Source organism: Paraburkholderia sp. RAU2J, assembly GCF_003634845.1.
GTDB classification, from domain to species: Bacteria; Pseudomonadota; Gammaproteobacteria; order Burkholderiales; family Burkholderiaceae; genus Paraburkholderia; species Paraburkholderia fynbosensis.
On sequence record NZ_RBXG01000001.1, the window covers coordinates 2,384,174 to 2,406,581 of the forward strand.

Consider the following 22,408-nt stretch of genomic DNA (forward strand, 5'->3'; position numbering starts at 1 on the left):
TCACCTCGTCGATCACCTTGACCGCCACGCTCTTTATCTCTGCCGCCGCTGCCGCCGCTGCCGCTCAAGGCAGCGCGCCATAAGCCAGCCACAACCCGCAAACCACCGCCACCGTTGCATACACCACGTATACCGGCACCTTGAGCTTCGCGAAGCACATGCCGGAGAACAGCGCGGTCAGCAGATAGACCGGTTTGAACGGCACATGCGCGGCAATGCGCAGCACGGCGACGGCGAGAAACGCAGTCGTGGCCGCGCGCAGAATCCGCATGCCATGCTCGAAGCGCGGATTCGTCTTCAACTGATGCAGATGCCGCTGCGCGAGCACGACGAGGCAGCCCGACGGCACGAATAGCGCGAGCGTCGCAATCAGCGCACCCACCCAGCCGTCCACCAGATAGCCAAAGAACGGTACCACGTTCAACAGTGGTCCCGGCGACAACGGCGACAGCGAAAACGCCAGCGTGAAGTCGTTATCCGATACGCCGATCGCCGGCGTGACGAACAGCGTCTTGAGCACCGGCAGCGCCGAGAAGCCGCCGCCGAACAGCGTCATCCCGGCGCCGGCGAGGCGCGGCCACAACAGCGCCAGTTCGTAGCGATGCGGCAGCGGTAGCGCGAACAGCGCGAGCAACACGCACAAGGCGGCCAGCATCTGCCAGTCGCCGCGCCTGAGCGACACGACGAGGCGCGCGTTGCGCACCGGGCTCACGACCCAGCCCGCGCCGAAAGCCGCCGCGAGCATCGCCACATAAGCGGCGGGACTGCGTGCATAGACGAGCGCCACGCAGCCGAGCACCGCCGCGATCCATTCGAGCCTGCCGCGCACCAGTGCGCGCGTCTGCTTATACCAGGTGAGCGCGATCAGCGTGGCGAGCACGACGCTGAAGTGATTGAGCAAAGTTTGCGAAGCCGCGGCGCGCACGAGCGGCGTGCGGTAGAAGATCGCGAACAGCGTCATCAGCATGAAGAAGGGCAGCACGCTGGCGATGCCCGCGACCCACGCGCCGGCGCGTCCGCGCAGCGCATGCCCCAATTGCACGGCGACGTTGCAGCCCACGGGCCCCGGCACCATCCACGCGAGCGCGATCAGATCGGAGAAGGCGACGCGCGAGAGCCGTCCCTCACGTTCGACGTAGTGGTGTTCGAGTTGCGCCATCAGCGCGAGGCCACCCCACGACAACGCCGACAAGGCGAACACGACCCTGAACAGCGTCCATAGCGGTTGCCGTTCCCCTCGTTTGACTGCATCCTGGCTCATGATCGTCTGCATGGCGCCGCGGACGTCCGGCTCGCGGGCACCCGTCCTTTAGGATCATCGTTGTATGAGGCGACGCGCTGCGGCGTCGTGGTTCACTGTGAATGTAGCCCGTTTTTCGACGCCGCGGTGCACCGTGGCCGTGCGGCCAGCGTGCTCATTCGTTGGTGCTGGACACGCTGCTTGTGTCGTCGGTTTCCTGCGCGTCGCGGCGTCCGGTCATTCCGCATACGCCGAAGCGTTCGAGCAGCGCGGGGATCGCCTCGACCGGGACCGGGCGCGAGAACAGGAAGCCTTGCGCCTCGATATGACCGAGCGCGGCGAGCCAGGCGATCTGCTCTTCGGTCTCGGTGCCTTCGACCACCACCGTGAGCCCGAGCGAGCGCGCCAGATTGACGATCGCGGTGACCATCACGCAGACGCTGCGATCGCCGGGAATGGCCTGGATGAACGAACGGTCCACTTTCAGCGTGTCCACCGAGAAGCGGTTCAGATAGGACAGCGACGAATAGCCGGTGCCGAAGTCGTCGAGCGCGATGCGCACGCCGAGGCGCTTCAACGCGAAGATTTTCTCCGACACGAGTTCGGGATATTCCATCATCGCCGTCTCGGTGATTTCGAGTTCGAGGCGGCGCGCGGAAATGCCGGTTTCCTCGATCGCGTGCGAGACGGTTTCGTACAGGTCGCCGCGCCAGAACTGCACCGCCGAGATGTTCACCGCGAGCGACAGCGTGTCGTAGCCCTGCTGCTGCCAGAGCGCCAGTTGCCGGCACGCGGTCTCGATCACGAAGTCGCCGATCGGCACGATCAGGCCGGTCGATTCGGCGACTGGAATGAAATCGTTGGCGGGAATCAAACCGTGCTGCGGATGGTTCCAGCGCACCAGCGCTTCGAAACCGGTGATGCAGCGGAGCATCAGATCGATCTTCGGCTGATAGGCGAGAAACAGTTGCCCTTCGGCGAGCGCCACGCGCAACTGCTGCTCCCACTTCATCAAATGATCCGCGCGATGCGACAGGTGCGGTGAATAGAACTGATAGCAGTTCTTGCCCGCGTCCTTCGCGCTGTACATCGCGAGGTCGGCCTTCTTCAGCAGATCGATTTCGCTCTCGTTGGCCACCGAATACAGCGCGATGCCGATGCTCGCATGCAGCACGAACGAACTCCCGCGTACTTCGAAGGGTTTCGCGAACGCGTCGGCGGCAGCTTCGGCCAGCGCGACCGCGCGCTTCTCGACGTCGTCGCCCTTGATCACGACGACGAACTCGTCGCCGCCGATGCGGCTCAACGCGCCGTCCTCGCCGACTGCGGACGCGAGCCGCGAGGCCGTCATCTGCAGCACGATGTCGCCGGCGTTGTGGCCGAGCGTGTCGTTGACGGTCTTGAAGTTGTCGAGGTCGATGAACAGAATCGCGAGGCGCCCGAGGTTGGCCGGCTGCGCCACGTCGTGTCGCAGCGTTTGCAGCGTCGCATAGCGGTTGCGCAGGCCGGTGAGCAGATCGTATTCGACCAGATGCGTCATCTCTCGCTCGCGGCCGAGCAGCTTGCCGATCAGCCCGGTCGCGACGGCGAAGAAACTCAGCATCGCGAACGAGATGAAGCCCGCCATCATCAGATAGACGTTGCGGGTGTGGTTGTAGTCCGCGAATTCTTCGGCTTGCGAAAGACCCACCAGTACGCCTAGCGGATAACCGTCGATGTGCCGGTACGACACGATACGCGTGACGTTGTCGATCGAATCGACATAGGTGCCCGACACATGCTCCGAGGTTGGATAAGTGCCGCTCGCCGAGAACGCGCCGTTGGTGCTGTTGGTACTGCCGGTGCGCCGCGCGAGCACGGCGCCGTTGTCCGAAATCACGGCGATCACGCCTTCATGACCGATCGCCGCGTTGTTGTAAAAATCGCTGGTGAAATAGCTGGGGTCTTCGGAGACCACGACGACGCCCGCAAACGAACCATCCGGATGATTCAGACGGCGCGTCATCTGCAAGGTCCAGTGACCGGAGATGCGGCCGAGCACGGGCTTGCTGATAAACAGCTGGTCGTCGTTCTCGTGTTCGTGGACCTTGAAGTGCTCGCGATCGGACAGATCGATGTGTTTGGGATTGAGTTCGGCCGTGTTGGCGTTCAGCTTGCCGTGTTCGTCGATCAACGACACCTGCACCAGCGTCTCGCTTTGCACGACACCTTTCTCGACCGTGCTGGCGAGATCGAAATGATCCGGCGTTTTCTCGAACTCGTATTTGACGAAGCGGGTGATCTGATCGACCTGGTGAATCGCCTTGATCGTATGCTGCTCCAACGCTGCGGAGAGAATCGCAGCGGAGGCCATGGTTTCGCGATACGTCGCTTCCTTCTCGACCGACAGACGCGCGAAGATCACGGCCCAAAGCAGAATCAGGACCAGCACGCCGAGCGCGGGGATGACGAGCAGAGCCCGCCGGCGCGAGACGGCGGGATCACGGCGAGGTTTGGCTTCGCGCGGCTCGGAGAAGCGGGATTGGCTCATCGCGCGGCCCGTGCCTGAGTGCCGACCGACTGCAAACACGCGAGCATCGACTGCGCTGATTTCATGGATGGCTGCATGGTGACCAAGGTGCCGGAACTGCTGCGCAGGAGGCGGCGTGGTGCCGTGCCTGACCTGACCGACCACAGGTCAGCGGGGTACGTTTCGATATTACTTAATGCCACTGGATTAAGGAAGCGTCGGGGCATCGGGTATACGCTGCCGCGGCGAGCGGTCCGGTTCGGCTGATTGTGCAAGGGGAGCGGCCGGCCTTGCGGCTGCGGCTTCGTGATCGTTTGGACAGTTTCATCGGAATCGGTGTTCAGGTGTGCCAGGTCTCTGAGGGGCCGCTCGTCGCAATGCAGTGCGCATCAATCGTTAAAACCATGCGGCGCTTGTGGTCAAGCACGAAGCTGGGGCGCGTCGCGTTCGAGCCGGTTCAGCGCGTGTCGCTCACGGCAAGCGGAACGTACCGTCGACGATCGTCACCGACGAGCCGCCGATCCACGTCTTGCCGCGCGCATCGTCGTAATGCACCGAAACCTGACCGGCGCGGCCCAGCGCGGTGCCTTGGCGCGCCGAATAGCGCGTGCCCGGACGACGTTGCTGCGCGCTCAACAGGCCGGCCAGCGCGGCGTTGGCGCTGCCGGTCACCGGGTCTTCACCGATGCCGAAACCACCGCCGGCCATCAGGCAGCGCACCTCGAAGGTGGCGGGGCCGTCGGCGTCATGCGGGCCGTACGCCGCGAGTCCGTGCGTGTCGACCGAATGCACGAGTTCAGCGAGTGCGGCGGCGTCCGGGTCGAGCGCGAGACAATCGTGCGCCGAATTCAAACGCACCACGAGCCATGGTGCGCCGTTGTCGACCGCGCAGGGCGTCGCGCTGAAATCGATCGCATCGCTACGTAAGGCCGTAGCGAGTTCGGCATGGCGATCCGCGGCGAGCGGTGTGACCCGCGCGGGCGGCGCGGCGAATGCCCATGCGTTTTGTGTGGTCTCGTCCGGACCGCTCAATGCTTCGAGTTCGACGAGTCCCACGCCGCATTGCTGAACCAGCTTGCCGGCCTGCTTCGGCTGATAGCCGCTTTCGAGTAGCGCGTGCGCGGTGCCGAGCGTCGGATGGCCCGCAAACGGCAATTCGCCATGCGTCGTGAAGATTCGCACGCGATAGTCGGCGGCCGGGTCGGTCGGTTGCAACAGGAAGGTGGTTTCGGACAGATTGGTCCAGTGGGCGATGGCCTGCATCTGATCCGCATCGAGCCCATCGGCGTCGAATATGACAGCGAGCGGATTGCCTTTGAACGGCACCGACGTGAACACGTCGACCTGTTTGAAACGGACGGTATGGGCGGGCATGGCGCGGTCCAGCGAATCAAACGATTGAGTAAGGTTCGCGGATTCTATCCGCTGGCGCGCCAACGATCCACCTTTGCACAAATGCAAAACGCGCCGCGGGTGACAGGCACCTCGCGACGCGTTCTGAACGGACTACCCGGCGAACCGCCGGCTTATGCCCGCTGGATTGCCGCGGCGGCTTTCGCCGCGCGGCTGCTCATGCGCATTCGTTACTCGACTTCAGCGATCATCTCGATCTCGACGCACGCGCCGAGCGGAATCTGCGCGACGCCGAATGCCGAGCGCGCGTGCTTGCCGCGCTCGCCGAACACGTCGGCGACCAGTTCGGACGCGCCGTTGGTGACCAGATGCTGTTCGGTGAACTCGGGCGTCGAGTTGACGAGACTCATCAGCTTGACGATGCGCGTCACGCGGTTCAGATCGCCCACATGCGCATGCAGCGTGGCGAGCAGGTCGATGGCAATCGAGCGCGCGGCGGCCTTGCCTTCGTCGGTGCCGAGCGTGGCGCCGAGCTTGCCCGTCCACACCTTGCCGTCTTTCTTCGCGATGTGGCCGGACAGGTACACCGTGTTGCCGCTTTGTGCGCTCATCACATACGCGGCTGCTGGTGCGCCGGCGACCGGCAGTTCGATGCCCAGTTCCTTCAGCTTGTCGTACACATTCGTTTGAGCCATGGTGTCCTCGATCAGTAGTGGGATTCGCTCACGCGGGCCGCGCCGCGTGTGCTCAGAGCTTCGCGCGGATCAGCGCGCCGAGACGCCCGATGCCTTCGTCGATCTTTGCCGGCGGCACCGTGACGAACGACAGACGCAGCGTGTTGTGTTGCGCTTCGTTCGCGAAGAACGGGCCACCCGGCACAAACGCGACGTTCTGCGCGACGGCTTCTTCGAGCAGCTTCATGCTGTCGATCTGCGCGGGCAGATTCACCCAGATGAACATGCCGCCTTCCGGACGGTTCCAGCTTACGCCTGCGGGCATGTTGCGCTCGAGCGCGGATAGCATCGCGTCGCACTGGTTGCGATACAGCTCGCGGATGGTCGGCACGTGCGTGTCGAGGAAACCGTCCTTGATCACTTCGTGCACGATGCGCTGCGTGAAGCTCGGCGTGTGCAGATCGGTGGCCTGCTTCGCCTGCACGAGCTTGAAGATCAATTCCTCGGGCGCGATGATGAAGCCGACCCGCAGGCCCGGCGCGAGCACCTTCGAGAACGAGCCGAGATAGACGATGTGTTCCGGCGCCATCGACAGCATGGTGGGCAGCGGTTCGCCCGCGTAGTCGAGTGCGCCGTACGGATCGTCTTCGATCACCGGGAACGGCGCGGTCTTCGCGAACTCGGCGAGCGCGCGGCGGCGTTCGATCGGCAGGCGGCGGCCGGTCGGATTCTGGAAGTTCGGCTGCGCATACAGCAGACGCGCGCCCTTTGTCAGGTCCGCCGTGAGCGCTTCGGGGATCAGGCCTTGTTCGTCGGTGGCCACCTGCACGTAGCTCGGCTCGTACATCGAGAACGATTGCAGCGCGCCGAGGTAGGTCGGCGTTTCGACCAGCACCGGGCTGTCCGGGCACACCAGCACTTTGCCGAGCAGGTCGAGCGCCTGCTGCGAGCCGGTGGTGATCAGCACCTGGCTCGCACGAATCTGCGCGCCGTTGACCGAATAGCGCTGCGCGATCCATTCACGCAGCGGCGCGTAGCCTTCGGTCGCGCTGTATTGCAGCGCCGCGGCGGGCGCGTCGCGCAGAATGCGGTCGGAGGCTTCGCGCATGCGCTCGGCGGGGAAGGTGGCCGGCGAGGGCAGGCCGCCGGCGAACGAAATGACTTCGGGCCGCTCCGTGACCTTCAGGATCTCGCGGATCGCGGAGCTTGTGAGCTTGCGCGCGCGTTCGGACAATTGCCACGTCGGGGCTTTCAGGTCGCTTTGGTCCATGCTCTCCTCTGCTTGGTATTTCTGGAACCGGTCAAAACTTCAATTATCGCGCGAGTCGGCGACCCGCGCGCGCTGCTTATTTAAGGGTCCGGAGACCATCGGGTGTTTCAAATTCGGCGACGAGCGCCGCAGCGCCGTCGGTGGGCCGCAGTTCGAGCAGATGCGCGGCGCCGAGCCACTGCAAGTGCGCGCGCACCAGATCCGCTTGCGGATGCACGGCTTTTAGCGCTTTCAGGGCGATGCCCGTGGGCGGCAGTGCATCCGACGGATGGCGCGGCGAGTCCCACTGGATCAGCGAGGGCAGCACGCCGTCGCCCGCGCCATGCCAGGCCGGGAAAGCACCGTCGTCGGGCACCGACAGGCCCCAGCTGAAATCGCCGCGCGTCATCGGCACGATGGGCGGGATGCGCTGCGGATACTGCGCTTGCCACGTCGTCAGCTGCTTCGGCCGCTCGACCCGGACGACCCAGTGCGACAGGTAGGGGCCGTTTTCGAGCCGCGCGTGCGTCGCCGGGTCGTCGAGGGCGAACAGGCGCGGGCGCGGCGCGCTGCCGTCGGTGGATGCGGCGGCGGGGGCGGCTGAAACGGCCGGAGCGGCCGCCGGCGCGGCGTGCGGATCGATCGCGATCACTTCCAGATAGACCCCGCCCCACAGATTGAGCAGCCGGTTGTGGGTGCGCATCAGCGGATGTGCACCGCCGCCGGCCGGCGCGACGCCGAGCGTATCGGCGACGTACTGCGTACCCTCGTCGAGGGTGCGCGCGGAAATCACGAGATGATCGAGACGGAGCGGATGAGCTGTCATGACGGAGCGAGGAAAACGGTTTTCTGCGGTAAGCCGGTGCGCGCCAGATGTGACGGCGCTGCTGCCGGGGCCGTAAGCATAACCGTTTGCCGGATCGCCGGGCCATGCGGATAGCGTCGGACCGGGGTTGCCGGATCGTTTGCGAGCGGCGGAACCGTTGTCCACCCGCTCTGGCGCTGCATCACCCTCCTTTGTTGAACTCAAATGTAACGGTGGCGACCGGCACAGTAACGGTACAATCGATCCGATACTGTTCGGTACAGTTGGAGCCCGCCATGTCCGTCTCGCTTGCCCAGATTCCCGCCCCGCACGATACCTCAGCGCTGACGCTGGTCGAGCAGCTCGTGCAGTGGGCGCGCCGCCGTATCGAGGAACGCGTGTTCCGCCCCGGCATGCGCATGCCGTCGATCCGCAAGCTCGCGCTCGACAAGGGCGTGTCGCGCTTCACGGTGGTCGAGGCGTATGAGCGGCTGGTGGCGCAAGGGTATCTGGAGTCGCGGCGCGGCTCCGGCTTCTACGTGCGTGAGCGGCTCGCCGGTGCGCCGCTCATGGAAATTCGCCCGCCTGGCGAGGGCGTGGCCGCGCCGGCCAAGATCGACGTGGTCTGGCTGTTGCGCAACATGCTGTACACCGGCACGCGCCCCGAGCGCAGCCCCGGTCTCGGTTATCTGCCAGCGCGCTGGCTCGACGGCGAACTGATTACCAACGCATTGCGCACGCTCGGGCGGCAAAGCGGCGCGCAGATGCTCGGCATCGGCACGCCGCAGGGTTTCCTGCCGCTGCGCCAGCAATTGCAGACGCGCCTCGAAGAGCTGGAGATCGGCGCGTCGCCGGAGCAGATCGTGATGGTGTCGGGTGTCACGCAGGCGATCGATCTGATCTCGCGCGTCTACGTGAAGCCCGGCGAAGCGGTGATCGTCGGCGATCCGGCCTGGTTTCAGATGTTCGGCTGCTTCGCGTCGCAAGGCGCGCGGCTGGTCGGCATGCCGTATACGCCGGACGGCCCCGATCTCGACGCGCTCGAAACGCTCGTTCAGACGTGGCGGCCGAAAATGCTGGTGATCAACTCGGTGCTGCAAAACCCGACCGGCACGTCGCTGACGGCGGCCCAGGCGTTCCGCATTCTGCGCCTCGCCGAAGCGTACGATTTCATCGTCGTCGAAGACGATATTTACGGCGATCTGTGCCCGCCGAGCCATCCGGGTACGCGCCTCGCGAGCCTCGACCAGTTAAAGCGCGTGATCTACCTCGGCAGCTTTTCGAAGACGCTCGCGCCGAATCTGCGTGTGGGCTTCATCGCGTGTGCGCCGGAGGTGGCGACGGCGGTCAGCAACCAGAAAATGCTGGTCGGCATGACGAGCCCCGAGCTCAACGAGCGCGTGCTGTACAAGATTCTGACCGAGGGCCACTATCGGCGGCATGTCGAGCGGCTGCGCGCGCGGCTCGACGGCGTGCGCGAAAAGTCCGTGCGGATGCTGGAAAAGACCGGCATGAAGCTGTTTCTGACGCCCGCGGCCGGCATGTTCCTGTGGGTGGATACGGGCGTCGACGCGGGTGCGCTGGCGGCCGCCGGTCACGAAGGCGGCTTCCTGCTGACGCCCGGCAGCCTGTTTTCGCCGCAGCAGTCGCCGACGACGTGGATGCGCTTCAATATCGCCAATTGCGGCGACCCGGAACTGGCGACGTTTCTGTGCCGCTATCTCGACAGCGTCGCGCGGCGCGCCTCTTGAAACCGTGCCGGATCGTCCCCAGCTAGGCGGTCGATCTGGTGGCCCGGCAGCCCGCACCGAACGGCGCGGGCTCCCGAGTATCCCGCCTGACCTGAACCCCATTCGCAACAGAGAGGAAGTCCGACCATGGCACAAGAAACCATGAGCTTTCAGGCAGAAGTGAAGCAGCTTCTGCAACTGATGATCCATTCGCTGTACAGCAACAAGGAAATCTTTCTGCGCGAACTGATTTCCAACGCGTCCGACGCGGCCGACAAGCTGCGTTTCGAAGCGATCGAAAATAGCGCGCTGTACGAGAACGATCCGAACCTGCGAATTCGCGTGTCGTTTGACAAGGACGCGCGCACCGTCACGCTCGACGACAACGGCATCGGCATGAGCCGCGACGAAGTGATCGCGAACCTCGGCACGATCGCGCGCTCGGGCACCCGGGAATTCTTCGGCAAGCTTTCCGGCGACCAGCAGAAAGATGCGGCGCTGATCGGCCAGTTCGGCGTGGGCTTCTATTCGGGATTCATCGTCGCGGACAAGATCACGGTCGAAACGCGCCGCGCCGGCTTGCCGGCCTCGGAAGGCGTGCGCTGGGTCAGCGCGGGCGAGGGCGACTTCGCGGTGGAGCAGATCGAGCGCGCCGCGCGCGGCACCACCATCACGCTGCATCTGCGTGCCGATGAGGACGAGCTGCTGTCGGCGCATCGTCTGAAGTCGATCATCCAGAAGTACTCGGACCACGTCGCGCTGCCGATCCTGATGCAGAAAGAAGAGTGGGACGCGGAAAAGAGCGCGATGGTCACGAAGGACGAGGACGAGACCGTCAACCAGGCGAGCGCGCTGTGGACCCGCGCGAAGAACGATATCACCGAGGAGCAGTACAAGCAGTTCTACCAGCATCTCGCGCACGATCATCAGGACCCGCTCGCGTGGACGCATAACCGTGTGGAAGGCCGCAGCGAATACACGCAACTGCTGTACGTGCCGAGCCACGCGCCGTTCGACCTGTGGAACCGCGAGCAGCGCGGCGGGCTGAAGCTGTACGTGAAGCGCGTGTTCATCATGGACGACGCCGAGCAACTGCTGCCCACGTATCTGCGCTTCATGAAGGGCGTGGTCGATTCGAGCGATCTGCCGCTGAACGTGTCGCGCGAAATCCTGCAAGAAAGCCGCGACGTGAAGGCGATTCGCGAAGGCGTGACGAAGCGCTCGCTGTCGATGCTCGAAGAACTGGCCAACTCGGAAAACGAAGCCGATCGCGAAAAGTACGCCGGCTTCTGGAAGGAATTCGGCCAGGTGCTGAAGGAAGGCATCGGCGAAGATTTTGCGAATCGCGAGCGCGTCGCGAAGCTCGTGCGCTTTGCGTCCACGCATACGGAAACGCCGGAGCAGACGGTGTCGCTGGCCGACTACGTCGCGCGCATGAAGCCCGAGCAAACGAAGATCTACTACGTCACCGCCGATACCTGGCAGGCCGCGACCCACAGCCCGCACCTCGAAGTGTTCCGCAAGAAGGGCGTGGAAGTGCTGCTGCTGACCGATCGCGTCGATGAGTGGATTCTCTCGTACCTGACCGAATTCGACGGCAAGCCGCTGCAAAGCGTGGCGCGCGGCGATCTCGATCTGGGCGCATTGAACGACGAAGAAAAGCAGGCGCAGGAGAAGGTAGGCGAAGCGTTCAAGCCGCTCGTCGAGAAGATGAAGGACGTGCTGAAGGACAAAGCGAAGGACGTGCGCTTGACATTCCGTCTGACCGACTCGCCGTCATGCCTGATCGCCGACGATGGCGAAATGAGCGGCTACCTGCAGCGCATGCTAAAGGCCGCAGGTCAGCAAGCCCCGTCGTTCCATCCGATTCTCGAAGTGAATCCGGAACATGCGCTGGTGAAGGGCTTGCACGCGGACAGCGCGAACTTCGACGACTGGTGCCACCTGTTGTTCGATCAAGCCTTGCTCGCCGAAGGCGGCGCGCTGGAAGATCCGGCGAGCTTCGTGAAGCGCACCAATGCGCTTCTGCTGGCTCGCGCAAATTGAGCTTGAGCCGACGGCGTCGCACTGACGCTTGTTGTTGAGAAATGCGCTGCTTCGGCAGCGCATTTCTTTTTGCCCTGCGCGGCGGTACGATGGCGGCTCGGCGGTGTCAGCCCGAACGGTCAGCGACGATTCATCGAGCGGTGCTAGCCGTTGTCCCCAGATGACGCACTTGCGCCAGCACGCAGCCGGCCAGTTCTTTTGCCTCGTGGCTGGACGTGTTGTCGGCGAGCACTTTGGCCGCGAGACTGCCGATGGCGTTGCTGGTTTGCTTCGACGTGTGGTGCTGCGCTAGTGCCGAGCCGGCCAGTTCTTTCTCGTGAAGCGGAGCATCGGTGCGCCGCAAAACGAGCGCCGCAAGATGAGCGATACGCGCAGAAGTTTCTGCATGATTTCCGACGTTCAATGTGACTCCTCGTGTGTTTTATGGAAGCGGCCGACGGGCCGAAGTTTCAGTCGGCGTCGGCCTGAATTAATTATGGTTAGCTAAACATAATTAATCAACGACCTTAAATTGAGATCGGGATGTCGAATATGAAAGTCCTGGTTTGTCTTATGTCGATGCTCATGAACTAAGAAGCTTGAAGATCCACATTCGCTATTTCCAGGCTATTTATTTACCCATCAACGTATCGAGGCTCTCGCCGCGCACGATGATCTCCGTGCGGCGATTCAACGCACGGCCTTCGGGCGTATCGTTACTCGCCACCGGGTGGTTATACGCGTTGCCCTTCGTGCGGATCCGATCCTGCGCCACGCCGCGTGCGACGAGTGCATAGCCCACCGAGGTCGCGCGCGCTTCGGATAACTGCTGGTTGTATTCGAGCGTGCCGACATTGTCGGTATAGCCCTCGACGATGACCGGCTTCCGGCTGCGCTTGAGCAGCACGGCGGAGCGATCGACCACCGCGCCCGAATCGGCGCGCACGTCGGATTGGTTGAAATCGAACAACGCGGTTTCGGGCAGCTTCACCGCGACGCCGTCCGCAGTGCGCGTCACTTCGATGCCGACCGCCTTGTTCAGCGAGGTTTCCTTGTCGCGATCGAGCGGGGCGGTGCAGCCTGCCATCAGCAACGCCGACATGGCGCATGCGGTTGTGCCCAGGAATGTTTTCATCTCTTCTTTCTCCTTGATGTTTTGGTTGAAGCACGGAGGTTTTATCGTGCGTCGCGAAGAGGAGAAATCAGATACTTCCGAAAGCGATACGTGGGTGGGCGCGCGTCACGCGGTGACACTCCGTTGCGTGAGAATCTCGCCGATGGCGAGGCCGTTATAATCCGACACCATGTCTATCCGTTTCGATGCCGCCGACGCCCACTGGCGTGTCGCGCCCTCACCCGGCTTTAGCGCCGCCCAGAAAGACTGGTTGACCCGAGGTGGTTCGCTGACCGCGCATCTGCGCGCGCTCGGCCCGGTCGCGGTGCGCGTCACGCGCGAAGGCGTCGCGCTCCCGTGGGCCGACGAGGCCGCCGCGCTCGGGCTCGCGCCGCGTGCGCCCGTGTGGGTGCGCGAAGTGGTGCTCGCGGTGGCTGGCGTGCCGTTCGTCGCGGCGCATAGCGTGACGCCGCGCGCGGCGAGCGTCGGCGTGTGGCAGGCGACGCGGCGCTTGCGCACGCGCCCGCTCGCGGAGCTGCTGTATAGCGACAGCAGCGTTGCGCGCTCGTCGCTGGTGAGCCGCAGGGTGGGGGCGCGTCATCCGCTGTATCGGCTCGCGGCGCGGGAAATTGGCGCTGGGGTGGCGCGTGCGCCGCACGCGTTCGTCGCGCGGCGCTCGGTGTTCGAGCGGCATGGCGCGCCTTTGATGGTGACGGAGTGTATGTTGCCGGCGTTGTGGGAATGTGTGGCGGCTTCCGTGGCTTCCGTGGCTTCGCGCGAAGAACGCGGTTTCGCTTCACGCGAGGACGTCGGGCACGCCACGCATACCGCCTTTGCACGCCAGCGCGAACACGGCCGACCACTCGCGCGATGCCGTGACGAGGGCCAGCGCTCATGACGTTCAAACGCTGCTTTGCGCCGGTCGTCGACGCTCGTACAAGAGTGTTGATTCTGGGGAGCTTGCCGGGTGAGATGTCGTTGGCGCATGGGCAGTACTATGCGCACAAGCAGAACCGGTTCTGGCATCTGGTCGGCGATGTCATCGGCGCAAAGCTGAGCGCGATGGAATACGACGACCGTTTGCGCACGCTTCTCGAACACCGCATCGGACTATGGGACGTGGTCGCTGAGGCGCGCCGCTCCGGCAGTCTCGACAGCAACATTCGCGATCATGCGAGCAACGATCTGATCAGCCTTATCGGGACGCTGCCCGAGCTTGCCTGCGTCGCGTTCAATGGTGGCACGGCGGCGAAGATCGGCGAGCGTGCCCTTGGCGAGCGCGTGAGCGGGTATCGCATGCTCAGGCTTCCATCGAGCAGCCCCGCGCACGCGACGATACCGTATGCGGCCAAGCTCGAAATCTGGCTGAAAATCCACGATTGCCTGCATGAGGACGGCGAGTCTGCGCGGCTGCGGTAGTCGAACGAACAGAAGAAAATTCAGGCCGACGGCTCGTCGGGCACCGGCTCGCGCCTTCGCACATCGCTCGGCGAATAGCCGAAGTGACGCCAGCACGCGGCCGCGAACCGGCCTGGCCGGTCATATCCGCATGCGGGCGCGATGCTCGTCACTTTCCCGACGCCCTCGGTGATGGCGCACGGCAAGCTCGCCGCGACGGTCGGCGTATCTTTCGCGACCGCTGTCGGTAGCCTCGGGCGTGAGTCCGTCCACGCTGCCCGACAGGGCCGCCGCCGCGTTTGTCGCCCTGGCGGGTCACGTCGCGAAGCAGCGGCTGCCGGCCAGATCCACGCATAAGCTCGGTCTTGGGTCCGATGCGCGGCGAAGCGGGCAGACGTAGGGGGACGCGCGAGCGCTCCGCGTTCCGTTGGCCCGTCGACACCGCGCTGGATCGGCAACCGGAGCCTCGGCGAATGCTATGCTCTCGTTCGACCAAAAATGGCGTCTCTGGCGCGACATCCTTACATGACGAAACTGATCAAGCGCGCTTCGGCCGAGGCGCGCGCCTTCCGCAACCGTGACACCGACGCGCTCGCCGGCAAACAGAAAACCGCGCAGACCACCACGCGCAACAAGCGCGCCGCGCTCGACGACGATCTGCACGACGCGCCGCAAATCGAAGCGCCGCGCAAGCCGCGCTTCGCCCCGGTGACGTTCTCGGAAGAAGGCGGCGTGCGCTTTCTGCACTTCGGCACGGAATGGGTGCAAGGCGCGATGCGTCTGCGCAAGCCGGACCACATCGAACTCGAATACGCACAGCAGATGATGGCCTGGCTGCTATTCATCGAAACGCCGAAGCGCATCGTCCAGCTGGGTCTGGGCGCGGCTTCGTTGACCAAATTCGCGCACCGCTTCCTGACGGGCGCGAAGATCGAGGCGGTCGAGGTGAACCCGGCGGTCGTGGTGGCCGCGCGCACGATGTTCGAACTGCCGCACGACGATGCGCGTCTGACCGTGCACGAAAGCGATGCGTGGGACTTCGTCAACGACCGCGCCAATCACGGCACGATCGGCGCGTTGCAGATCGACGTCTATGACGCGACCGCGCGCGGCCCGGTGCTCGACAGCGTCGGCTTCTATCGCGCGGTGCGCGCGTGTCTGACCGATGCGGGCGTGGTGACGGTGAATCTGTTCGGCGATCATCCAAGCTTCGTGCGCAACATGAAGCGTCTGAACGAAGCGTTCGACGGCCGCGTAGTCGCGCTGCCGGAAGTGCATGACGGCAACCGCATCGCGATTGCGTTCTCGGGTCCGGCGCTCGACGTGCCGTTCACCGCGCTGCAAACGCGCGCGAAGCTGATCGAAGCGGAACTCGGCTTGCCGGCGCGCAAGTGGATCAAGGGTCTGCAGGAAGCGACGGGGCAGAAGGGCATGTCGTTTTCTATCTGAGTGTGCGAGCGCGCGGGGCCGGGCAGGTGCCGGCTCCTGGCGTTCCGGCCGCCTGGGGAATGCTTCGGGGGGCTGGACGAGAGTCGGAGATTCGGCGTAGCCCGGGCACTTTGATTGCTCCGGGTGTGTCCTGTCAGCAACGCCCAGGCAAAGCTGAAGGCCCCGCAGCACGCCGATCACAGCCGCAGGCGATCTCTTTTGATCGACGACCGCTGCGACGCTCCAGCAGCCCCTACGCGGCGACAACGCCCACACCAGCACGCAGCGCCACACGTCAGCTCCTCGCGCCGCCATGCCTGCACAGCACGCCCCGCATACAGCAAGCCCCCGCCGAGCAAGCATCGCTCCCATCCTTGGCCATTCCTCTCAAGTCAGCGCCGCACCCGCGCGCCTGACTCCGAGTCTTGCTCCATCGCGAATGTCCCCGTCTCACAGCACGCTCCCGCCTCGGGTCGTCCCTGCTTGACCGCGCGTTCGCGGCTCCTATACTCTTTCGGAGCTTTCTTCGGGGCGCCCGTGGCCATCCGCTGTGGGATCCACCTCCCGTCAAAGACACGGGCCAACAATTCAAAAATAGGAAAGAGGAGACGTCATGGCTCACGACGCCGACGCGAACAAAGCCAGCAAGCACTGGCTCTGGTTGCTGCTGCTGCCCTGGATCGCGATGATCTGGGTGCCGTCATACAACAGGATCGAACCGCAGTTGTTCGACTTCCCGTTCTTCTACTGGTATCAGCTCCTGTGGGTGCTGATCAGCGCCGTCATCACGGCGCTCGTGTACTTCAAGACCAAATCGCGCTACACGGGCCGTTCGGAAGGGGGCGCGCAATAATGAACGCCATCGCAACCTTTGTCTTCGTCCTGTTTTTCATCGGTGTCACCATTCTCGGCTTCGTCGCGGCCCACTGGCGGCGCGGCGATCTCGCCCATCTGGAAGAGTGGGGCCTCGGCGGCCGGCGCTTCGGCACCATCGTCACGTGGTTCCTGCTGGGCGGCGACCTGTACACCGCGTACACCTTCATCGCCGTGCCGGCGCTGGTGTTCGGTGCAGGCGCCACCGGTTTCTTCGCGCTGCCGTACACGATCCTGATCTATCCGTTCGCGTTCGTCGTGTTCCCGAAACTGTGGAGCATCGCCAAACGTCACGGCTACGTGACGTCGGCGGACTTCGTGTCGGCCCGCTATGGCAGCCGTATGCTCGCGCTGGCGATTGCCGTGACCGGCATTGTCGCGACCATGCCGTACATCGCGCTGCAACTGGTCGGTATCGAAGTGGTGATCGGCGCGCTCGGTTTCGACACCCAAGGCTTCGTCGGCGATCTGCCGCTGATCATCGCGTTCGCGATCCTCGCGGCATACACGTACACATCGGGCCTGCGCGCGCCGGCAATGATCGCGGTGGTCAAGGACATCCTGATCTACATCACGATCTTCGCTGCGATCATCGTGATTCCGCCGCAATTGGGCGGCTTCGGCCATATCTTCAGCGTGGTGCCGCCGGCCAAGCTGCTGCTGAAATCCCCGGACGTGTCGAGCCTGAACGGCTATAGCGCCTACGCGACGCTCGCGGTTGGCTCGGCGCTCGCGCTGTTCCTGTATCCGCATTCGATCACGGCGGTGCTGTCGTCGAAGTCGGGTAACACGATCCGCCGCAACATGGCGCTCCTGCCGGCCTATTCGCTGGTGCTCGGCCTGCTCGCGCTGCTCGGCTTCATGGCGCTCGCGGCCGGCGTGAAGGACATGCCGGAATTCGTGCCGTACTTTAAGGCATTCGGCCCGAACTTCGCGGTGCCGGCGCTGTTCCTGCACTTCTTCCCGTCGTGGTTCGTCGGCGTGGCGTTCGCGGCGATCGGGATCGGCGCGCTGGTGCCGGCGGCGATCATGTCGATCGCGGCGGCCAACCTGTACACGCGCAACGTGCACAAGGAGTTCGTCAACCGCAACATGACGCATGAGCAGGAGACCAACGTCGCGAAGCTGGTCTCGCTGATCGTCAAGGTCGGCGCGGTCGCGTTCATTCTCGGCCTGCCGCTCACGTATGCGATCCAGTTGCAGCTGCTCGGCGGCATCTGGATCATCCAGACGCTGCCCGCCATCGTGCTCGGCCTGTACACGCGCGTGCTCGACTACCGCGGCCTGCTGATCGGCTGGGCGGTCGGCATCGGCACCGGCACGTGGATGGCGGTTTCGCTGAAGCTGGCGAGCTCGATCTTCACGATCCACCTGTTCGGCATGGCGATCCCGGGCTATGCGGCGGTGTGGTCGCTGATCGTGAACCTGGTGGTGTCGGTGGTGGTGAGCCTGCTGGTGCGCGCGTTCGGCATGCAGCGCGGCGAAGACCGCACCCGTCCGGAAGATTATTTGGACGTGGTCGAAGGCTGAGCACAACGGCATGGCGCCGTGACGCCTGGTTCGGCCGGGCGTGGTGGTCGATACGCCTGAAAACCGCAGCGCCCGCAGACAAAAGTTTGCGGGCGTTTGTCTTTACGAGGCACTCCAGGGCAGGATAGCGAAACTGTCCTTCCAAGCGTGGGTCGCGCCGCCATGGCATCTGCCGATTCCCATACCGTGATTCCACGCCGCTCGGCGCTTAGCCGGATGGTGCGCGCGGTGACGTCGCCTTACTACCGCTATCGCCACGCGAAGGTGCTGCACAGCCTGCGCGTGGGCCTCGCGATGCTGTTCTCGATTCTCGCCACCAGCGGTATCGACATACCGCACGGCATCTGGGCGTCGGTGACGCTGCTGGTGGTGATCGGCGGCTTGCAGCATCACGGCAATATCCGCAAGAAGGCGGCGGAGCGGGCGGCGGGGACGCTGCTCGGGGCGTCGATCGGGCTGCTGCTGATCGTGCAGCAGAATCTGGTCGGCTCGCTGCCGCTCACCTATGTGCTGATGGCGATCATCGCGTCGATCTGCGCCTGGTTCGCGATCGGCTCGTCCGGCTATGTCGGGCTGCTGACGGCGATCACGATGTGCATCGTCGCGGGTCACGGCGACAATCTGATCGACGTCGGCCTGTGGCGCACGCTGAACGTGTTGATCGGCATCGTGATCGCGCTGGCGTTTTCGTTCGCGCTGCCGTTGCACGCGACGTATTCGTGGCGCTACGGACTTGCGGCCAATCTGCGCGAATGCGCGTCGATTTACGCGCGGCTGCTGGAGGGAGAGACGATCAGCGAAGAGGAGCAGGTCAAGCGCTTTCTGCAAATCAACCAGCGGCTGGTGCAGTTGCGCTCGCTGATGCCGTCGGTGGCAAAGGAAATCGACGTGCCGCAGGCGAAGCTCGAAGAGATTCAGCGGCTGCATCGCTCGGTGCTCAGCGCGCTGGAATTGCTCGCGACCGGTCCGCTGATGCACGCCGACGCCGCGGCGCGCGCCGCGTATGCCGCGCGATGCGGCGTCGAGGTCCGTGCGGTGCGCGCGATTCTGCTGGCGATCGCACGCGGACTGCGCTTTGGACGCGCGACGCAGTTCGGCATTCCGGCCGCTTCGCCGCTCGGGCAGACGTCCGGTGACGCGGCGCTCGGGCTACCGCCCGATCTCCAAGGGCCGTATTGGCTCGGGCAGCGGCTTGCGGAGCAGGTCGAGCGGCTACGCGCGCTGTTGCTGGAGACCGAGCCGAACTGGAATATCGAGCGGCATTCGCGCAGTTTGCTGAAGGGGTAGGGCGCGCCGCCGCCGCCGACGCTTTAAGGCTTGTCCGGCACCGTCACCATCCACATGAGACCGAAGCGGTCCACCACCATCCCGAAGCCCTTGCTCCAGAAGGTGGCCTGAAACGGCATCACCGTCTGGCCGCCGTCGGCGAGCGCGTTGAAGTAGCGTTCGGCGGATGCGGCATCGTCGGCCGTCAGCGACAGGCTGAAGCCGCTCATCGGACTGGCTGCGGGATCGCCATTGCCGTCGGACGCCATCCAGCTGGTCGAGCCCATCCGCACGTTCGCGTGCATGATTTTTTCTTCGAGATCGGGGCGCGGCTGGTGTCCCGAATCCGGCGGCGCCTCCTTGAAGCGCATCTTGAACGTGACTTCGGCGCCGAGCTTCTCGCAGTAATACGCGAGCGCTTCCTCGCAACGTCCGTTGAAAAACACGTAGGGCTGAACTTCCATGATCGTCTCCCGGAACAGGTGTGCGCATCGTCAGCCCGGAGCCAGCGGCGCCGGGGAGCGGGCGTGGAATCGATTGTAGTCGTCCGTCCTCGCGCCGATTGTGACGTTATTGCGTAGGGGAAACGGTGACGCGGGCGGCCGCGAACGATGGCGCCGGCCCGCAAACGGCGAGCGGCCCTGAACCGCGAGGTCCAGGGCCGCTCGATTGGCCGCGTCAGCCGCGTGAATCACGCGGTGCGCGAGGCAAAGCTCAGCGCAGCGCTTCGATCAGCTTTTCCAGCTTGACCGCGTCCGCGGCGAAGGCGCGGATGCCTTCGGCGAGCTTTTCGGTCGCCATTGCCTCGTCGTTGACGAGGAAACGGAACGACGCTTCGTCGACCGGCACGCGCTCGATGTTCGCGTCGTTGGACATTTCCGGCGACAGCTTGCGTTCCACCTTGTCGGTGCTGTCCTGCAGCTTCTGCAGCAGATCCGGACTGATGGTCAGCAGATCGCAGCCGGCCAGTTCCAGAATCTGACCCGGCGTGCGGAAGCTCGCGCCCATCACCTCGGTCTTGTAGCCGAACTTCTTGTAGTACGCATAAATGCGGCGCACCGATTTGACGCCCGGATCGTTGGCGCCGCCGTCTTTCGCTTCGTCCCACGCGCTGCCGGCGTTCTTCTTGTACCAGTCGTAGATGCGGCCGACGAACGGCGAGATCAGTTGCGCACCCGCTTCGGCGCAGGCCGCAGCCTGGGCGAGCGAGAACAGCAGCGTCATGTTGCAGTGGATGCCTTCCTTCTGCAGCACTTCCGCCGCGCGGATGCCTTCCCAGGTGGAGGCCAGCTTGATCAGCACGCGTTCGCGGCCGATGCCGTGGTCCTTGTACAGCGCGATCAGCTCGCGCCCCTTGGCGATCGAGCCCTCGACGTCGAACGACAGGCGTGCGTCGACTTCGGTCGACACGCGGCCCGGGATGATCTTGAGGATTTCGGTGCCGAAAGCGATCAGCAACTGGTCGATGATCGCGCCGACCGGCTTCGACGCGTGCGCCTTCACGGTCTTTTCGAGCAGCGGGCGGTAGTCGTCTTTCTGCACGGCCTTCAGGACCAGCGACGGGTTGGTGGTCGCGTCCTGCGGCTTGTACTGGGCAAGCTGCTGGAAGTCGCCGGTATCGGCGACGACGGTGGTGTATTGCTTGAGTTGATCGAGTGCGGTTGTCATGTTCGGGCCTTCAGGGCGCGCGCGCCGTGGTTAAGGAGAAATGAGATCGCCGCCGGGCTGACGGGACGGAATCGGCGCCGGCGGCCGCGGGTCACGCTGCAGCGTCCCCGTGATGTTGCCGGGAAACACTGCCGGATACTTCTATTCTATGGCGGATCGCCTGATCGGGTGTTGACACTTGGCTTCGGCGATCCGTTCACGGGATTTTCGGCGATGTGGCCCCATCGAGCCAATTTGTCACGCCGAACCGTCACGCCGAACCGTCACGCCGAACCGTCACGCCGAACCGTCACGCGCGCCGGGCGGTCAGCACCAGTTGCGTCAGCACGCCTGCCACCAGTCCCCAGAACGCCGAGCCGATCGACAGCAGCGTGAGCCCCGAGGCCGTCACCATGAAGGTCACGAGCGCCGCCTCGCGCTGCTTCACGTCCTGCATCGCGTTGGTCAGGCCGCCCATGATCGAGCCGAACAGCGCGAGCGCCGCGACCGACACCACCAGGGCCTTCGGCAACGCCGCGAACAACGCGGCGATGGTTGCGCCGAAGATGCCGGCGAGAAGATAGAAAACGCCGCCCCAAACCGCGGCGGTGTAACGCTTGTCGCGGTTTTCATGCGCTTCGGGGCCGGTGCAGATCGCCGCCGTGATCGCCGCAAGATTAATGCCGTGCGAGCCGAACGGCGCGAGTAGCAGCGATACGATGCCGGTCGTCGAAATCAGCGGCGCGGACGGTGTGGTGTAGCCGTCCGCGCGCAACACGGCGATGCCCGGCACGTTCTGCGATGCCATCGCAACGACGAACAGCGGTATGCCGATGCTCACGCTGGCCGCCACCGAGAACGCTGGCAGCGTGAACACCGGATGCGCGAGCGCGACGTGAAAGTGGCTGAAATCGAGCAGCCCGAGCCCGCCCGCGGCCCCGGTGCCGACGATCAGCGTCGTCACGATCGCGTAGCGCGGCGCGAGCCGTTTGACGATCAGGTAGGTGAAGAACATCGTCAGCACGAGCGCGGTCTGGAACTGCGCGGCGCGGAAAATCTCGATGCCGATCTCGAACAGAATGCCCGCCAGCAAGGCCGAGGCGATGCCGGCCGGGATTTTCTTCATCAACGTGTCGAACCAGCCGGTCAGGCCGACCAGCGTGAGCAGCGCCGCGCAGACGATGAATGCTCCGATCGCCTGCGCATACGCCACATACGGCAGCGACGACACCAGCAGCGCCGCGCCGGGCGTCGACCACGCAATCACGATCGGCGCGCGAAAGCGCAGGGACAGGCCGATCGTGCACACGGCCATGCCGATCGACAGCGCCCAGATCCACGACGAAATCTGCGCGTCGCTCAGATGCGCGGCCTCGCCTGCCTGGAACATCAGCACGAGCGAACTGGTGTAGCCCGTCATCATCGCGACGAAGCCGGCGACGACGGTGGAGAGCGAAGTATCGGCGAGCGGGTTGAGGCGCCGGGGCGGTGTCGCGGCAGGGGGCAACCCGGGCGATGAAGAAAGGCTCATGCAGATGCTTTTTTAGAGTTGGGGTAATCAGTGGCA

At 64.5% G+C, this 22,408-nt stretch carries 19 protein-coding genes; 8 read left to right on the plus strand and 11 right to left on the minus strand.

Features of this window, described 5'->3' with window-relative positions:
• Positions 1 to 64: 64 nt before the first annotated feature.
• The 6 genes from B0G69_RS10935 to B0G69_RS10960 form a co-directional block, all read right to left on the minus strand.
• The gene (locus B0G69_RS10935) at positions 65 to 1,273 is read right to left on the minus strand and encodes a chromate transporter (RefSeq protein WP_121316890.1); all 1,209 of its coding nucleotides are present in this window, start codon (positions 1,271 to 1,273) and stop codon (positions 65 to 67) included.
• Positions 1,274 to 1,415: 142 nt separating this feature from the next.
• Positions 1,416 to 3,770, minus strand: a complete 2,355-nt coding sequence (locus B0G69_RS10940; protein WP_121316891.1) for an EAL domain-containing protein — start codon at positions 3,768 to 3,770, stop codon at positions 1,416 to 1,418.
• Positions 3,771 to 4,220: 450 nt separating this feature from the next.
• Entirely contained in the window at positions 4,221 to 5,123 is a 903-nt protein-coding gene (locus B0G69_RS10945; RefSeq protein WP_121316892.1) for a PhzF family phenazine biosynthesis protein, read from the minus strand.
• A 209-nt stretch (positions 5,124 to 5,332) separates the two neighbouring features.
• Positions 5,333 to 5,797 carry a RidA family protein gene (locus tag B0G69_RS10950; RefSeq protein WP_121316893.1) on the minus strand — a complete coding sequence of 155 codons (465 nt, stop codon included), beginning with the start codon at positions 5,795 to 5,797 and terminating at the stop codon, positions 5,333 to 5,335.
• Between the two features lie 52 nt (positions 5,798 to 5,849).
• A complete protein-coding gene (locus tag B0G69_RS10955) occupies positions 5,850 to 7,046 on the minus strand; it encodes a PLP-dependent aminotransferase family protein (RefSeq protein ID WP_121316894.1) in 1,197 nt (398 codons plus the stop codon).
• A 76-nt stretch (positions 7,047 to 7,122) separates the two neighbouring features.
• Positions 7,123 to 7,851 (minus strand): VOC family protein, encoded by a 729-nt coding sequence (locus tag B0G69_RS10960; RefSeq protein WP_121319306.1) that lies wholly within the window; start codon positions 7,849 to 7,851, stop codon positions 7,123 to 7,125.
• Between the two features lie 275 nt (positions 7,852 to 8,126).
• Between B0G69_RS10960 and B0G69_RS10965 the strand changes: the two genes are divergently transcribed.
• Positions 8,127 to 9,581, plus strand: a complete 1,455-nt coding sequence (locus tag B0G69_RS10965; RefSeq protein ID WP_121316895.1) for a PLP-dependent aminotransferase family protein — start codon at positions 8,127 to 8,129, stop codon at positions 9,579 to 9,581.
• 126 nt (positions 9,582 to 9,707) lie between these two features.
• Complete coding sequence (htpG, locus tag B0G69_RS10970; protein WP_121316896.1) at positions 9,708 to 11,606, plus strand: molecular chaperone HtpG; 1,899 nt, start codon at positions 9,708 to 9,710, stop codon at positions 11,604 to 11,606.
• Positions 11,607 to 11,736: 130 nt separating this feature from the next.
• Here the strand turns inward: htpG and B0G69_RS10975 are convergent, their stop codons facing one another.
• Both B0G69_RS10975 and B0G69_RS10980 read right to left on the minus strand, forming a co-directional pair.
• Complete coding sequence (locus B0G69_RS10975) at positions 11,737 to 12,009, minus strand: hypothetical protein (protein ID WP_121316897.1); 273 nt, start codon at positions 12,007 to 12,009, stop codon at positions 11,737 to 11,739.
• A gap of 207 nt (positions 12,010 to 12,216) precedes the next feature.
• The gene (locus B0G69_RS10980) at positions 12,217 to 12,720 is read right to left on the minus strand and encodes an OmpA family protein (protein ID WP_121316898.1); all 504 of its coding nucleotides are present in this window, start codon (positions 12,718 to 12,720) and stop codon (positions 12,217 to 12,219) included.
• A 169-nt stretch (positions 12,721 to 12,889) separates the two neighbouring features.
• Here B0G69_RS10980 and B0G69_RS10985 point away from each other — a divergent pair, with 169 nt between their 5' ends.
• The 6 genes from B0G69_RS10985 (at position 12,890) to B0G69_RS11010 (ending at position 19,215) form a co-directional block, all read left to right on the plus strand.
• The gene (locus B0G69_RS10985; protein WP_121316899.1) at positions 12,890 to 13,597 is read left to right on the plus strand and encodes a chorismate lyase; all 708 of its coding nucleotides are present in this window, start codon (positions 12,890 to 12,892) and stop codon (positions 13,595 to 13,597) included.
• The gene (locus B0G69_RS10990; RefSeq protein ID WP_121316900.1) at positions 13,594 to 14,118 is read left to right on the plus strand and encodes a DNA-deoxyinosine glycosylase; all 525 of its coding nucleotides are present in this window, start codon (positions 13,594 to 13,596) and stop codon (positions 14,116 to 14,118) included. The genes B0G69_RS10985 and B0G69_RS10990 overlap by 4 nt, the downstream gene beginning before the upstream one ends.
• Before the next feature lie 504 nt (positions 14,119 to 14,622).
• Positions 14,623 to 15,546, plus strand: coding sequence for a spermidine synthase (locus B0G69_RS10995; RefSeq protein ID WP_121316901.1), 924 nt, complete (start codon positions 14,623 to 14,625; stop codon positions 15,544 to 15,546).
• A gap of 592 nt (positions 15,547 to 16,138) precedes the next feature.
• Complete coding sequence (locus B0G69_RS11000; protein ID WP_121316902.1) at positions 16,139 to 16,378, plus strand: DUF3311 domain-containing protein; 240 nt, start codon at positions 16,139 to 16,141, stop codon at positions 16,376 to 16,378.
• Positions 16,378 to 17,928: a sodium:solute symporter gene (locus tag B0G69_RS11005; protein WP_121316903.1), complete on the plus strand. Its 1,551-nt coding sequence runs from the start codon at positions 16,378 to 16,380 to the stop codon at positions 17,926 to 17,928. Before B0G69_RS11000 ends, B0G69_RS11005 begins: the two co-directional genes overlap by 1 nt.
• 162 nt (positions 17,929 to 18,090) lie before the next feature.
• Entirely contained in the window at positions 18,091 to 19,215 is a 1,125-nt protein-coding gene (locus B0G69_RS11010; RefSeq protein WP_199731181.1) for an FUSC family protein, read from the plus strand.
• A gap of 23 nt (positions 19,216 to 19,238) precedes the next feature.
• Here B0G69_RS11010 and B0G69_RS11015 read toward each other — a convergent pair whose 3' ends face one another.
• The 3 genes from B0G69_RS11015 to B0G69_RS11025 form a co-directional block, all read right to left on the minus strand.
• Positions 19,239 to 19,658, minus strand: a complete 420-nt coding sequence (locus B0G69_RS11015) for a VOC family protein (protein ID WP_121316905.1) — start codon at positions 19,656 to 19,658, stop codon at positions 19,239 to 19,241.
• Positions 19,659 to 19,908: 250 nt separating this feature from the next.
• Positions 19,909 to 20,862: a transaldolase gene (tal, locus tag B0G69_RS11020; RefSeq protein WP_121316906.1), complete on the minus strand. Its 954-nt coding sequence runs from the start codon at positions 20,860 to 20,862 to the stop codon at positions 19,909 to 19,911.
• Positions 20,863 to 21,151: 289 nt separating this feature from the next.
• Positions 21,152 to 22,372, minus strand: coding sequence for a benzoate/H(+) symporter BenE family transporter (locus tag B0G69_RS11025; RefSeq protein ID WP_121316907.1), 1,221 nt, complete (start codon positions 22,370 to 22,372; stop codon positions 21,152 to 21,154).
• Between the last annotated feature and the right edge of the window lie 36 nt (positions 22,373 to 22,408).